This window comes from Arthrobacter alkaliphilus (genome assembly GCF_021483235.1).
GTDB classification, from domain to species: Bacteria; Actinomycetota; Actinomycetes; order Actinomycetales; family Micrococcaceae; genus Arthrobacter; species Arthrobacter alkaliphilus.
The window spans coordinates 1-13368 of sequence record NZ_JAKEEC010000028.1; the positions used below are offsets into that span (position 1 = coordinate 1).

A 13368-nucleotide genomic window follows, 5' to 3' on the forward strand; every position below is an offset into this window, starting at 1 on the left:
CGCTTCAGCGGCGGCGACTCGATCTACTCTACACACCCCCAACACCCCACGCAAATCATCGCCGCAACACGATCCCGTGGCCCAAAACCCCCTACAACACGGCCGGTTTCGGGTCGAAGGACCCCAAACAAGGACTTTCGGACCGCAAAGAGTCAACATGCCGTGCGTCACAAAATCGGCGCGGCCGCCACGGCGCCTCAAATAAGTACGCCCTAGTGCCCCGGTGCGCCCTCGGTCTTGCGCATCATGGTGGACAGCACAACGGCAACCACCGCGATGAAGGTGGCTGTGAGGAATGCGGCCTGCATCCCGGCAACGAAGCCGGACGCAGCTGCGACCACCGCGAAGATCGAAACGAGAAGTGCAGTCCCTGCGGCTCCCGCCACCTGCTGCAGCGTGCTCATGATGGCCGAGCCATGAGAGTAGAGGTGCGGCGGGAGCGGGTTGAGGCCAGTGGTGAACGCCGGCGTGAACAGCAACGCCAACCCCAGGCTAAGTACCGCGTAAAGGACCACGACCCACCACAAAGGGCTGGCCGCGTTGAGCATTGAGAACTGCCACAGCGTAAGCACCAACAGGACGGAACCCGTCACAGTCAGCGGCAGCGGGCCGATCTTGTCAAACAGCCTGCCGACAACCGGGCCGAGCAGGCCCATCGCCAAACCGCCCGGAAGGAGCGCCAGGCCGGTCTCCATCGGCTGGAGGCGGAGAACGTTCTGCAGATAGAGCGGCAGCAGGATCACCGCGCCGAAGAGGGCCATCATGGCAACCACCATGAGGAGGACCGAGACCGTGAACATGCGGAAGTTGAAAGCCCTGAGATCCAGTAGTGGCGCGTCGGACTTCTGCAGTTTGAGCTGGCGGAAAACAAACGCCACCATGCACAGCACACCGACCGCGAGCGCCGCGATAGGAACGGCGGTTGCGCCTGAGTGGCCGCCGATCTGGCTCAGGCCATAGACCAGCCCGCCGAAGGCAGGAACCGTCAGGACCACTGAGAGGAAGTCCAACTTGACGTTGCCGCGTTCACCGACGTTGGTCAGGAACCTGGCGCCGATGCCCATAGCCAACAACGCCACCGGCAGCACGAAGATGAACATGAATCGCCACGAAAAGTGGTCGAGGATAATCCCGGAAACCGTGGGACCCAAAGCCGGCGCGACCGAGATCGCGATGGTCACGTTGCCCATCACCGCACCGCGGCGGGACAGGGGCACCAAGGTCAAGATGGTGGTCATCAGCAGAGGCAGCATGATTGCCGTGCCGCCCGCTTGGACGATGCGCGCCAACAGGAGCACCCCGAAACCCGGGGCCAAAGCCGCGAGCAGGGTGCCGCCGCTGAACAGGCCGGTGGCCAGCAGGAACGAAGCCCGGGTGGTGAGCCTCTGCAGGATGAAGCCGGTGGTGGGGATGACCACGGCCATGGTCAGCATGAATCCAGTGGAGAGCCACTGGACTGTCGGGGCGTCAACGCTGAGGTCGGTCATGAGCCGCTGCAAGGCGACGTTCATGATGGTCTCGTTGAGGATCACCACGAAAGTGGCCACAAGGAGCGTGACGATGACGGTAACAGCCTCGCGCGACATCCTGTCGCTGGCCAGCTGTGTCGCCGATGATTCTGGCGCGGATTCGCCGTGCGCGTCTGATGTGACGTCGGTAGACATGAGGATTCCTCAGCTTTGGGTGCGATGGTTCCGGCGCTCGGCACCGTTGAAGACTGCAACAGTCTAAGCCGCAACAGCATTCCCGTCAGCAGCTTAATCCAAACGTTTGCGGACCGGCATCCGGAAGTTAAGCGTGCCGGAAGTTAAAGGTGCCGGAAGTTAAGACTGCTCAGGAACTCAGCGGGACGTTGTCGATCAACCGCACAGGGCCGACCTTTGCCGCAATGATCGCAAGCCCCTCACCCCGAAAGGGGGTTTCCTTGCAGTTTTCGGCGAGCGGTTCCAGCGTGCGCGGATCGACGACGTCGAAGTAGTCCAGCTGCACAAGGGGCTGCGATTCAACGAGCGCGACGGCGGAGTCCAGCTCGAGCGGCTCATTCGCCAAGGCGCGGGACTCGAGGAGGCGGAGGGCGCGGGACAGCACCAGCGCCGCCTCCTGCTCTTCCCCGGACAGGAAACGGTTCCGGCTGGAAAGGGCCAGCCCTTCGGGGTTGCGCACAGTGGGCACAGCCACGATGTCCACTGGAAAGCTGAGATCTGCCACCATCCGCTTCACGAGAGCCAACTGCTGGGCATCCTTCTGGCCAAAGTACGCGCGGTACGCGGCAGCACCGCCGTCGGCGGCTGGACCGCCCGGCAGTCCGTAGTGCAGCAGTTTGGCAACCACCGTCAGTGCGCCGTCGAAGTGGCCGGGGCGCGAGGCACCCTCCCATTTCTCTCCGAGCGGTCCCGAAGTCACCCGGACCAGCGGCTCGCCCCCGGGGTAGACCTCCTCCACGGTAGGGGCGAAGACGAGATCCACGCCCTCGGCGTCAAGGAGCGCCATATCGGCATCAAGCGTCCTCGGATAGCGTTCGAGGTCCGCGGCCTCGCCGAACTGCAGGGGGTTCACAAAGATCGAGGCCACCACAACGTCATTCTGTTGTACGGCGGTGCGGGCGAGCGCCGCATGACCTGTGTGCAGCGCACCCATCGTGGGGACGAGGCCTTGCGAGCTCCCCCGCTTTTCCGCGAGCAAGCGCGCGCTTTCGGCGCGCAGTTCCGCCGCGGTGGTTACAAGTTTGATGGTCATTCCCGGTTTCCTTCCTGCGTCCCGGCAGGGTCGTTGCCCGGACGTTCCTCACCGTTGTCCGGCGTACCTAAGGCGTCCAGGGCGTTGTTGATGTCCGCAAGCTGGCCTTCTTTGAGCAGTCCTCGATTGACAGCCCGGCGGGCCGTGGCGCGGGCCATGGCCCGGTAAGCGGCAAGGACATCGCCGCCGGCACCGCCGTCGTACTCCTTGAGGGCCTCCGCATGGGCGGCGACCGTCCCCACATCCCCGCGGGCCACCGGCCCGGTCAGTGCCGATTCGCCCGAAGCCAGGGCGTTCTCCAAGGTAGCGCGAAGCAAAGGGCCCAGCATGCGCTCCGGCGCGTCGACGCCGATGTCCCGGAGCAGCTGGGATGACTGGGCCACGAGGGTGACCATATGGTTCGAACTGTGCGCGAGGGCCGCGTGGTAAAGCGTGCGGTCGGCCTCGGCAATGGCGACCGGCTCAGCGCCCATCTCCACCACGAGGGCCTGGGCGATGGGCAACATCGCGGCGTCGGCGGTCACACCGAAAGTGCAGTCCATGAGCCGGGTGAGGTCCAGGCTCATGCCCGTGAACGTCATGGCCGGGTGGAGTGCGAGCGGAATGGCACCCGCCGCGCGCACCGGCTTCAGTATTCCGACGCCGAAACGGCCGGAAGTGTGCGCCACGAGCTGTCCGGGCTGCCACGCGCCAAGCTTGGCCAGTCCTGCCACCAGCTCGCCGAGGGCATCGTCCGGAACGGCAAGGAGCACCAGTTCGGACCTCTCCACGATTTCTTGGATTTCGAGGATCGGCACCCCGGGCAAGAGCGCCTCCGCCCGCTCCCGGCTCGCCTCCGACACTGCGGAAACCCCGACGACGGCGTGCTCGGCCGCGCGCAGGGCCGCACCCAACACGGCACCCACCTTGCCGGCGCCGATGATTCCAACGCCGAGTCGTCCTGGCCTAGCCATGGTCGGTTTCCTCCTGGGTTGATGCACGCTGCGGGGTTGAGGCACGCTGCGGGGCCGGCACCGCGGACGGACGTTGCGCCAACCAATGCTCGGAATTGTCCTGCGCCAGGTTCTGCAGTTCGCGGGCTTTGCGGGCCCGGACGGCCTGCTGGTCGAACAAGCCGACTGCCTGCTCGGTGGCTGCCTGGATAAGCTTGGGCGCCACCGGCCCGGGGGTCGTATGCAACACGAGGTCCGCGACGCCGAAGAGCCGGGCCAACGGACCTTGGTGGAGGGCGATGGACTGGGTTCGTTGATGCGGGACCACCACCAGCTTCCGCCACAATCGACCGGAGCGCAGCAGCAGGGCCGTGTCCGTTGACAGGAAGCCGTTGCGTCGCCAGCCCAACGGGGAAAGGATCCAGGCGCGCTTTGGCGTGGTCACAAAGCCGGCGCCCGAGTCCAAGCCTGTCAACCCTGCGGCGAATACGCGCTCGGGATCGGCGGTGCCGGGATCGGGCAAGACCAGTGAGAGCATCATCATCACCTCGGGCTGCCGCCCGACGGGAAGCAACATGGTCCGGTGCTCGCCTTCGCTACGGCGGTGTTCACCATAGCCGGCAACGTTCACATGGATTCTGTACCAGCCAAGAATCCGCCACAGCGGCGGCTGGGTGACTTTCAGGGCCTGGATCCGGCCGGGAGGAACGGTCTGGGCCCGGGTGTCCAGGAGCCCGTAGCGCAGGCGGATGCCGTCCGGGGAGATGGCCGCCGTAAAGTTGTAGCCCGTGTTGAACGAGCGCCAGTAGGCGGTTCCCAAACCAAGGATGGCCGGAATCAGGTAGAGGATGAATGCCCGGGATTCGGTCAGTACCGACACCACCACGGACGCGATGGCGCTGAGCACAATGAAGAAGCTCTGCTCGCTCAAGATCAGGGAACCGACAAGCCGTCCAGGCGGTACGTAGAGCACCACCTGTTCAGGCGCTTCGGGCACCTCCACCGTTTCGCTGCCGTCAGCAATACCGGCGGCCCGGCCGAGGATGGTGGCACGGAGTTGTTTGGCTTGCTCGAGCCTGAGGTACGAGAGCCGCACGGCCGAGTGGCCCGCGTCCGCCACCTCGAACTTCAGCTCCGCGAGCCCGAAGATGCGGGCAAGCAGGGGCTGCACGATATCAATCGCCTGGACCCGGTCAAGCCGCGCCTGGCGCTGCTGTTTGAACAAGAAGCCGGTGTTGACCCTTACATAGCCTTCGGCAAGCTGGTACCTGGTGAAGTACCAGCTGAGGACGAAGGACCCCAAGGCCAGTAACAGCACGACTACGCCCCCGGCCAGGAGCAAGAGGGCGCGTTCGTTGAAGTGGTCGCCCAGGTTCCCGCGGCCTTGGATGGCCCGTTCGAAGGTATCGCGGCCGAAAAAATACACGATCGCCGCTAGCGCCACCCATCCCCGCACGAAAGGCGACGCCGGGTGGACGCGGTGCCAATCGCCGTCGACGACGGTCTGTTCCTGGGTCACAGCCCGGCCAGCCTCGCTTCGCCGCGGGCCGAAAGCTGCTCGCGCAGCCGTGCGCCTTCAGCGGCGGGAAGTCCGGGAAGGTGGGCGTGGGTTCGGGCTGACGCCGTGTGGAGCTTGACGGTGCACAGTCCAAGGACCCGCTCGACGGGTCCGACGGCGACGTCGACGTACTGCATCCGGCCGTAGGGAACCACCATCGTCCGCTGGAAGAAGATGCCGTGGCGGATCAGCAAGTCATCGTCGCGTTCCGCATAGCCGATGGCCCTCACTTGCCGAGGAATCAACGCAAGCCGCCAGAGGGCAAGCAGGAGAAACGCCCCTGGAACGGTGACGGCGAGCCACATCGGCGGCCACTTCCACCATCCGAGTTCCACAAAGAGCAACGGAAGACTGAACAAGCCGACTGTGATCAGGTTCGCAATAGCCCATTCGACGAGCCGCACCGTCACGTATTTCGGCGAAACACGCAGCCACTCGATGCCGGGAGGATCAATCGCCACGGTATGCATATTCGCCTTCGCCCTTGGCCTCGCCACGGCGTGAATCCCCGACGCCGGGGCCGCCTTCCAGGTCTTCCGGAGGGATTCGGCAGAACCGTTCCACGACGAAGCCCACGATGGTCATGATGACCCCGCCCCCGCCCATGATGAGCGCGAGCCACAAGAGGCCTTGATCGCTGCGGAAATTCCAGAGCCGGAGTTGCTCAATCGCGATTCCCACATGCCAGCCCAGCAGCACGGTTCCCGCATAGGCGCAGGCCTGGGCCAGCACTAAAGTCCGCGCGGCCAGGATCGGGTTGAGCATGGTCTTCTTCTTGCCGTTGCGCCAGCGCAGGACGCGGATGCCCATGATCAAGGTGAGCACGGCGATAAAGCCCATGGTTACCAGCGCGGAAGGAGGAAGCACCGGCGTCGCCATGCTGTACCGCGTAGTGAGCACAGTGGCCAGCCAGCCGATCGCCGTAAGGGCGACGGCGATGATCGCCAACAAGAGCGGACGCATGGCCTTCATGGACTACTCCACCGCTCCCGCGGCAGCAACGCTGCCGGATCCGTCGAAGCCGTCGAAAGGCCGAAGCCCGGGAAAGTCCTCTGCCTTGGTGGCCAGTTCGGCGACGCTCTCACCCTTGAGCTGCGCCGCGGGGTCCAGAAGGGCCCAGGGGTAGAGCACGAAGGCCCGCTCGGCGGCCCGCGGATGCGGCAGGGTCAGGGTTTCGTCGTCGCTGGTGAGATCGCCATAGACGATGATGTCCACGTCCAGGGTGCGGGGGCCCCAGCGGACCTCGCGGACCCGGTGGTGCGCTTGTTCGACGTCGTGGCAGTGCTGCAACAGTTCGAGCGGTGTCAACGTGGTCTCAATGGCGATCACCATGTTGAGGAAGTCCGGTTGCCCCACGGGCCCGCCCACGGCTTTGGTTTGTACCACGGGAGAGACACCGAGCAGGCGGATTTCAGGGCGGTCAACGAGGTCGGCAACGGCCGTGGACAGGGTGTCGTTCCGCTCACCCAGGTTGCTGCCGAGAGCCAGGATGGCTTTTGTGAAACGGGAGGTCATGAGCGCTCCCTATGGACACTGACGGTGACGTCCCCGAAGGGTACTTCGATGGGAGCCTTGGGTTTGTGGACCGTGACATCGACGGCGTCGATGTTGAACCCGGCCAGGATCCCCTCGGCGATCCGGACGGCAAGGGCTTCGATCAGGTTGAGTGGTTCGCCAGTGATGAGGGATGTGATGTACTCCGCCACTTCGCCGTAGTGCGCCGTGAATTGCAGGTCATCGGTTTCCGCCGCCTTGCTGAAATCGGTGTACAGCACCGCATCGACGACGAACGGCTGCCCGTCCCGGCGCTCGAAGTCGAAGACACCGTGATGCCCGACGGCGGTCACGCCGGTCAGAGTGATCTTGTCCAAACCGGTTCCTCCCCCTTTGTTCACGAAAGTCAGTGCCTGATGCGCGCGGCAACCTTGACGGCGTCAAGGCTGGGGCCGACGTCGTGCACGCGCACGGCCCAGGCGCCGTTGGCGGCACTGATTGCCGTGATCGCAGTGGTTGCGTGATCGCGTTCCTCCGGTGCCGCCGCCTTGCCGGCGACTGTCAGGAGCGAACCGAGGAAGCGCTTGCGGGAAGCCCCGATCAGGACCTTGTGGCCGAGTTCATCCAGCTTGCCCATGTACTTGAGGAGTTGCCAGTTCTGGTCGGCGTCCTTGGAGAAGCCGAGGCCTGGATCGACAATGATCTGTTCCGGTGTGACGCCTGCGGCGTAGAGCTTGTCGCGGACGCCCTTGAGCTCCTCGATGACTTCCTCAACCACATCGCCGTAGTCGGCAAGGCTGTTCATGGTCTCGGCGTCGCCCCGGCGATGCGTCAGGACATAAGGCACCTTGGTGCGTGCAACGAGTTCGGCCATCTCCGGTTCGAGGCTGAGCCCGGAGACGTCGTTGATGATCGCCGCTCCGGCCTCCACGGCCGCAGCGGCCGTCGAGGCGTGCGTCGTGTCGATGCTGACAAGCGCCCCGGCCTTCACGAGTGCCTGAATCACCGGCAAGACCCGTCGCTGTTCTTCCTCCGGGGATACGGGCTCGGCGCCCGGGCGGGTCGATTCGCCGCCGACGTCGATGATGTCCGCCCCCGCGTACAACATACGCAATCCGTGGGCGATGGCGGTGTCCGCCGTGGGGTGCTTGCCGCCGTCGCTGAATGAATCCGGCGTGACGTTCAGAATTCCCATGACAAGCGTGCGGTCGGTCGGCAGGTCCGCGAAACGGGCTGCTGGACGTGGTTTGCGGAGAATGGGCAGCGGGCTGGTGGCCGGTCCCGTTCCTGGTGCTGCTGCGAGGGAATCCATGGTCAGTGTTACCTTCCGAGTATGAGGCTCATGGCTTCGGCGCGGGTGGCCGGGTCATGAAGTTGCCCGCGCACCGCGCTGGTGACGGTCTTGGCTCCGGGCTTGCGGATGCCGCGCATGGACATGCACATGTGTTCGCATTCGACGACGACGATCGCGCCCCTGGGCTTGAGGTGGGTCACGAGCGCTTCGACGATCTGGGTGGTCAGGCGTTCCTGCACTTGGGGGCGGCGGGCGTAAATATCGACGAGACGGGCCAGCTTGCTCAGCCCGGTCACCTTGCCGTCGGGGGAAGGGATGTACCCAACGTGCGCGACGCCGTGGAACGGAACCAGATGGTGCTCGCACGTGGAATAGAACGGGATGTCCTTGACCAGCACGAGCTCCTCATGGTCGAGGTCGAACGTAGTGGACAGGACATCCTCGGGATCCTGGTGCAGGCCAGCGAAGACCTCGGAGTACGCCTTGGCAACACGCTTTGGCGTATCGAGCAGTCCGCCACGGTCCGGATCCTCGCCCACGGCGATAAGGATCTCCCGGACGGCCGCCTCGATGCGGGGGCGGTCGACCTTATATGAGTGGTGGCCGTGGCCGTGGCCACCTGTTTTCCCCCCGGAGGTGCCGCCGAAGTCATGACCGGCGGCACCGCTGAAGTCGTCGTCGTCGATATGAGTCACAGCAGAAAGCTTAGCCTTGATGCGAACCGTCGATGCCCGCGTCAGGTCCTTGACCGGTGAACGACTCCTGGCTTCCGACTCCCTGCGGGTGCGGGGGCTGGGCGTCCAAAGGCTCTTCGAGACGGGCCTTCTTGGCTTGTTCCTGGGCCTCGCGCTCAGCCCTCTCGGCGCTCGATTCCACGGGCGGAATCGTCTGGACCGGACGGGATTCCTTGGAAAGCCAGATCTCGCGGAAGTCCCGCTTGCGGATGTCCCTGAAGATGTCGGCAATCTCGGCCTGGTTGAGCGTTTCGCGCTCGAGCAGTTCGAACGCCAACTGGTCCAGGACGTCACGGTTTTCGGTCAGGATGGCATAGGCCTCGTCGTGCGCCTGGTCGATCAGGCGGCGTACTTCCTCATCGACGATGTACGCCACCGAGTCGGAGTAGTTGCGTTCCTGTGCCATGTCGCGGCCCAGGAACGGCTCGCCGCCGCCCGCGCCCAGCTTCACGGCGCCGATCCGCTCGCTCATGCCGAACTGCGTGACCATCTTGCGGGCCGTGGCCGTGGCCTTTTCGATGTCGTTCGAGGCGCCCGTGGAGGGGTCGTGGAACACGATTTCCTCGGCGACCCGGCCACCCATGGCGTAGGCCATCTGGTCCAGGAGTTCGTTGCGCGTGATCGAATACTTGTCGTCCTCGGGAACAACCATCGTGTATCCAAGGGCACGGCCACGCGGCAGGATAGTGATCTTCGTGACAGGGGCAGAATTGCGCAATGCTGCTGCCACCAGGGCGTGGCCGCCTTCGTGGTACGCGGTGATCTTCCGTTCCATTTCCTTCATGACGCGGCTGCGCTTCTGCGGACCGGCCATGACGCGGTCAATTGCCTCGTCGAGGGCGCGGTCGTCAATCAGGTTGGCATTGGACCTCGCTGTCAGGAGCGCGGCCTCGTTGAGCACGTTGGCCAGGTCCGCACCCGTGTAGCCCGGGGTCTTCTTCGCGACGCCCTTGAGGTCCACCCCATGGGCCATCGGCTTGCCCTTGGCGTGGACGTTCAGGATCTGTTCGCGACCAACCAGGTCAGGTGCTTCAACAGTGATTTGCCGGTCGAAGCGGCCTGGACGGAGCAGGGCAGGGTCCAGGACGTCCGGACGGTTGGTTGCCGCGATCAGGATGACGTTGGTCTTGACGTCGAAGCCGTCCATTTCAACCAGGAGCTGGTTGAGGGTCTGCTCGCGCTCGTCGTTGCCGCCGCCGATGCCGGCGCCACGGTGGCGGCCGACGGCGTCGATCTCGTCAACGAAGATGATGGCAGGCGCGTTGGACTTGGCTTGCTCGAAAAGGTCGCGGACGCGGGAGGCGCCGACGCCGACGAACATTTCGACGAAGTCCGAGCCGGAGATGGAGAAGAACGGAACGCCGGCCTCGCCTGCTACGGCACGGGCCAGGAGGGTCTTGCCGGTGCCCGGAGGGCCGTACAACAGCACGCCCTTGGGGATCTTGGCGCCTACGGCCTGGAACTTTGCCGGCTCTGCGAGGAATTCCTTGATTTCCTGGAGCTCTTCGACCGCTTCGTCGGCGCCGGCGACGTCAGCGAAGGTGACCTGCGGCATGTCCTTGTTGACCAGCTTGGCCTTCGACTTCCCGAACTGCATCACCTTGGAACCGCCGCCTTGCATGCGCGAAAGCAGGAACCAGAAAAGCACACCCAGCAGGAGGACGGGAATGAGGAGTGAGAACAGCCCGGAGAACCAGTTGTTCTCGACAGGCTGGTCCGTGAAGCCGCCGGCGGGTTGGGCGTTGGTGACGGCCTTGACGACGTCCCCGGCTCGCGCGGTGACGTAGAAGAATTGGACGTTCTTGCCCTTGTCCTGGCCGTCGATGACGAGGTTGTCTTTCAGCGTCAGGTCGACGCGATTCTCGGCATCGTAGATCTTGGCCTGGTCCACCTTGCCGCTCTGGGCGAGGATCGCGAGGCCCTTGTCGGTGTCGATACGGGTGGATCCGCCGGGGGCAAGGGTTGCAAATGCCACCAGGAGCAAGCCGACTACGACAACAATCCAGATGCCCGGGCCCTTGAAGAAACTCTTAGCTTTCATCTGTTCGGGGGCTCCGCCCCGTCCCTCCTGGTAGTGCTGCACGGCGCAGCTTCTGCGCGCGTGTGGTGCTGCGTCAGTTTCTAGCTTTACACCGTTCGGAGTGATTCACGCACAGTGAGCGGCAAAAGTTCCCTCTAGGCGTACATGAACAGGGAATTCAGCTTGCACCTACTGCACGGTACAGACCGGGTTGGTGCCGGCCAATCCCATGGATGCGTTCGCGGCGGCCAAGGTGGAGACCCACCCTGAGCTGTCCTTCGTCTGGACGTAGACGCCGTAAGAGCCGCCGAGCAAGCCGACCAGGATGCCCGATTTGAATTGCGTCGTGTACACGCCCCCCACGGGGCCCGTGGTGGAGAGGTTGGATCCCGGCGTCACCGGCGTCAAGTTCTGGAGGAGGCCGCCGTTGGCCACGTAGTAGTTCACGTTGGCGGGCGCCGAATACGCGGTTCCGTCCGGGAATCGCCAGTTGACGGTGATCACGGGGTTGGTCCCTGCGACGCCGGGACTGAGCGTGCACGGGGCGATCATGACGGGTTGTGGAACCGTGAGCGCTTTCAGTGTTCCGGATCCGTATTCGGAGACCGACCAGTTCGCCACAGTGGTCCCTGTTCCGGCAGGGATCACCAGCAGCGCCGCTGCGAACCCGGCCGCGGTGAGCAGCGACTTCAGCCTGGGCGCACGGATGAGGCACCTTCCCCGTTCGTGCGCCGCCCGAAGTCTTGCCATCAGTCCGTACCCGGGTCACTGACGGACGCTGTTCCGGCGGCTTCCGCGCCCCCGCGCGCGCCGGCAAGCCTGGACGCGAGAGCACCCGCCAGGACGGCGCCAAGGCCTAGAGCCGCAAAGATGCCCAGGCGGAAGCCGGTATCAGGGAGGGCTGCGCCGGAAAAGTCCACCGCTCCGGCGGGCTCTCCGGCTGCGTCCACCCTCGCCACAAGCGTGGCCGCAAGGCCCTGTGCGCTGTTGCCCGCCGACGGCGACAGCGTCACCTCAAGCAGCAGTTCGACGCCGGCCGGGATGCCGCCGTCGGGATTTGCAAGACTGGCCGCGGCACCCAAGGAGGAAAGCCTCGTCGCCGGGATGACGGTATTTTCGCCGGACGGGCAGACCCCCGCCACCCAGGCGGTAGTGCAGCTGCGGACACCCACCGTAACCAGTCCATCGGACGCATCTGATGAGGCAAGCCCCAGAAGCGGGCCGTCCGCAAGCAGCCGCACCCTTAAATCGTGAAGCGTCACGGCCCGGGTGGTCACCCCGATAAGCCATCGGCTGGTTGACCCCGGCGCAAGTAGCGTCGGCGGATTGTTGCTTCCGTGCGTCAGGATCAGGTCCGGTCCATCTGTCGCTGCAGACGCCGGAGCGGCGCTGAGCAATCCGAGCAAGGCCAAGGCAGCTGTTGCCGCGTAACGCCGGAAGCTCCCGTGTCCGATCATGCACCCGCCTCGGGTCGCGCCCGCGAGGCTTCCTCCGGCCGGGGCCACAGCGCCCAGGTCACCAACAAGGACACGGCAATCGTCGTGCCGCCAAGCACCCATGGGCTCGATGCCCCCGCGACAATGTAGGCAATACCCGGCACTGAGTAGAGCACTGTGCGGACTTTGGAGACGGTGTACGGTGCGGGATCCTCCACGGGATTGGCGTCGCCTTTTAGGGTGAGGACGGCCGTGGTGCCGGACACCATCCGGGCGGATGTGACCCGGTGGGTAACGGGTAGCTGCGCTGGCCGGTCCACAGTGACAACGTCGCCGATCCGCACCTCCGACGCCGGAACCTCTTGAACTACGGCCAATGATCCAGCGGGAATCCCGGGGGACATCAAGCCGGTCTTGAACATGATGAGCGTGACATGGAAAAAGACGGCTGCAAGCGTCAGGAGGATGCAGATCGCGCCACCGATAGCCGCGACGTTGAGCAACGTCTCGCGCACGACGTCGGCGAGGCGCCCGCGGTTGCCGGCCGTCCGCCGTCGGGTCTCCACCGGCTCAAGCGCCACCATCATGAGTCCGACGTTCCCTTGATTTCCCAGGTTGCCGTCATGTTGGCCCCCTGCAGGGAGTTGTCAGCTGAGGAAAGCATCGTGACCTCAAAGCACAGCTGCGCTGGGCTCAGCGAGTTCGCGGCCACCGCCGTGGCGGCTCCGGCCGTAGTGAGCGGCACCTTCGAGGCAGAGGTCCCGACTAGGTAGCTCGCACCGGCCGTGAACTGGCTCGAGTCGCATGTTCCGGACGAGTAGCGGACCACGCGATAGGCCAAGGCAGCAGCCAGGGCGGCGTTGTCGTTGCTGGCTCCCTGGAGCGTCAAGGTTCCGGATAGTGACCCGGCAGTAGTCCGGATCCAGATGGGCGCGTAGTTGACGCTGTTTGGTGACATTCCTGCCGCATTGAATGCCATGGTGGCAGCGGATCCCGACGTGGGATGTGCCAACCATGTACCTCCCGAGTTGACGGAGGATTCGAGCCGGAACGAACTGGCCGTGAACGTCCCTGTCGCGAACTCCGAATCGTTCCAGGCAGCGAGGGTCAGCGTGGATCCAACACCGAGGACAAGGCCCCCGGCCAAGATCGCACGCACTCGGA

15 protein-coding genes are annotated in these 13368 nt (G+C 64.8%); all 15 read right to left on the reverse strand.

Annotated features, from left to right (window positions below; genetic code table 11):
* Positions 1-212: 212 nt before the first annotated feature.
* Positions 213-1664 (reverse strand): DHA2 family efflux MFS transporter permease subunit, encoded by a 1452-nt coding sequence (locus L0B83_RS16425; protein WP_234759629.1) that lies wholly within the window; start codon positions 1662-1664, stop codon positions 213-215.
* A gap of 169 nt (positions 1665-1833) precedes the next feature.
* Positions 1834-2736 carry a pantoate--beta-alanine ligase gene (panC, locus tag L0B83_RS16430; RefSeq protein WP_234759630.1) on the reverse strand — a complete coding sequence of 301 codons (903 nt, stop codon included), beginning with the start codon at positions 2734-2736 and terminating at the stop codon, positions 1834-1836.
* Positions 2733-3689 carry a Rossmann-like and DUF2520 domain-containing protein gene (locus L0B83_RS16435; protein ID WP_234759631.1) on the reverse strand — a complete coding sequence of 319 codons (957 nt, stop codon included), beginning with the start codon at positions 3687-3689 and terminating at the stop codon, positions 2733-2735. Before L0B83_RS16435 ends, panC begins: the two co-directional genes overlap by 4 nt.
* A complete protein-coding gene (locus tag L0B83_RS16440) occupies positions 3682-5187 on the reverse strand; it encodes a PH domain-containing protein (RefSeq protein WP_234759632.1) in 1506 nt (501 codons plus the stop codon). Before L0B83_RS16440 ends, L0B83_RS16435 begins: the two co-directional genes overlap by 8 nt.
* Positions 5184-5696, reverse strand: coding sequence for a PH domain-containing protein (locus L0B83_RS16445; RefSeq protein WP_234759633.1), 513 nt, complete (start codon positions 5694-5696; stop codon positions 5184-5186). The genes L0B83_RS16440 and L0B83_RS16445 overlap by 4 nt, the downstream gene beginning before the upstream one ends.
* A complete protein-coding gene (locus L0B83_RS16450) occupies positions 5677-6198 on the reverse strand; it encodes a DUF3180 domain-containing protein (protein ID WP_234759634.1) in 522 nt (173 codons plus the stop codon). The genes L0B83_RS16445 and L0B83_RS16450 overlap by 20 nt, the downstream gene beginning before the upstream one ends.
* A 3-nt stretch (positions 6199-6201) precedes the next feature.
* The gene (gene folK / locus L0B83_RS16455) at positions 6202-6741 is read right to left on the reverse strand and encodes a 2-amino-4-hydroxy-6-hydroxymethyldihydropteridine diphosphokinase (protein WP_234759635.1); all 540 of its coding nucleotides are present in this window, start codon (positions 6739-6741) and stop codon (positions 6202-6204) included.
* On the reverse strand, positions 6738-7097 hold the full coding sequence (gene folB / locus L0B83_RS16460) for a dihydroneopterin aldolase (RefSeq protein WP_234759636.1): 360 nt from the start codon (positions 7095-7097) through the stop codon (positions 6738-6740). Before folB ends, folK begins: the two co-directional genes overlap by 4 nt.
* 29 nt (positions 7098-7126) lie before the next feature.
* Positions 7127-8032, reverse strand: a complete 906-nt coding sequence (gene folP, locus L0B83_RS16465) for a dihydropteroate synthase (protein WP_234759637.1) — start codon at positions 8030-8032, stop codon at positions 7127-7129.
* An 8-nt stretch (positions 8033-8040) separates the two neighbouring features.
* Entirely contained in the window at positions 8041-8709 is a 669-nt protein-coding gene (folE, locus tag L0B83_RS16470; RefSeq protein WP_234759638.1) for a GTP cyclohydrolase I FolE, read from the reverse strand.
* 10 nt (positions 8710-8719) lie between these two features.
* Positions 8720-10789, reverse strand: coding sequence for an ATP-dependent zinc metalloprotease FtsH (ftsH, locus tag L0B83_RS16475; protein ID WP_234759639.1), 2070 nt, complete (start codon positions 10787-10789; stop codon positions 8720-8722).
* Positions 10790-10957: 168 nt separating this feature from the next.
* The gene (locus tag L0B83_RS16480; RefSeq protein ID WP_234759640.1) at positions 10958-11518 is read right to left on the reverse strand and encodes a hypothetical protein; all 561 of its coding nucleotides are present in this window, start codon (positions 11516-11518) and stop codon (positions 10958-10960) included.
* Positions 11518-12225, reverse strand: coding sequence for a hypothetical protein (locus L0B83_RS16485; RefSeq protein ID WP_234759641.1), 708 nt, complete (start codon positions 12223-12225; stop codon positions 11518-11520). The genes L0B83_RS16480 and L0B83_RS16485 overlap by 1 nt, the downstream gene beginning before the upstream one ends.
* Positions 12222-12791, reverse strand: coding sequence for a signal peptidase I (locus L0B83_RS16490; protein ID WP_234759642.1), 570 nt, complete (start codon positions 12789-12791; stop codon positions 12222-12224). The genes L0B83_RS16485 and L0B83_RS16490 overlap by 4 nt, the downstream gene beginning before the upstream one ends.
* Positions 12788-13363, reverse strand: coding sequence for a SipW-dependent-type signal peptide-containing protein (locus L0B83_RS16495; protein WP_234759643.1), 576 nt, complete (start codon positions 13361-13363; stop codon positions 12788-12790). Before L0B83_RS16495 ends, L0B83_RS16490 begins: the two co-directional genes overlap by 4 nt.
* Between the last annotated feature and the right edge of the window lie 5 nt (positions 13364-13368).

Bases quoted from the DNA above. Each gene is read 5' to 3' on its own strand.
- L0B83_RS16480 (WP_234759640.1), bottom strand. From the start codon at position 11,518: ATGGCAAGACTTCGGGCGGCGCACGAACGGGGAAGGTGCCTCATCCGT.
- L0B83_RS16435 (WP_234759631.1), bottom strand. From the start codon at position 3,689: ATGGCTAGGCCAGGACGACTCGGCGTTGGAATCATCGGCGCCGGCAAG.
- L0B83_RS16485 (WP_234759641.1), bottom strand. From the start codon at position 12,225: ATGATCGGACACGGGAGCTTCCGGCGTTACGCGGCAACAGCTGCCTTG.
- L0B83_RS16445 (WP_234759633.1), bottom strand. From the start codon at position 5,696: ATGCATACCGTGGCGATTGATCCTCCCGGCATCGAGTGGCTGCGTGTT.
- folP (WP_234759637.1), bottom strand. From the start codon at position 8,032: ATGGATTCCCTCGCAGCAGCACCAGGAACGGGACCGGCCACCAGCCCG.
- ftsH (WP_234759639.1), bottom strand. From the start codon at position 10,789: ATGAAAGCTAAGAGTTTCTTCAAGGGCCCGGGCATCTGGATTGTTGTC.
- folK (WP_234759635.1), bottom strand. From the start codon at position 6,741: ATGACCTCCCGTTTCACAAAAGCCATCCTGGCTCTCGGCAGCAACCTG.
- L0B83_RS16425 (WP_234759629.1), bottom strand. From the start codon at position 1,664: ATGTCTACCGACGTCACATCAGACGCGCACGGCGAATCCGCGCCAGAA.
- panC (WP_234759630.1), bottom strand. From the start codon at position 2,736: ATGACCATCAAACTTGTAACCACCGCGGCGGAACTGCGCGCCGAAAGC.
- L0B83_RS16490 (WP_234759642.1), bottom strand. From the start codon at position 12,791: ATGATGGTGGCGCTTGAGCCGGTGGAGACCCGACGGCGGACGGCCGGC.
- L0B83_RS16450 (WP_234759634.1), bottom strand. From the start codon at position 6,198: ATGAAGGCCATGCGTCCGCTCTTGTTGGCGATCATCGCCGTCGCCCTT.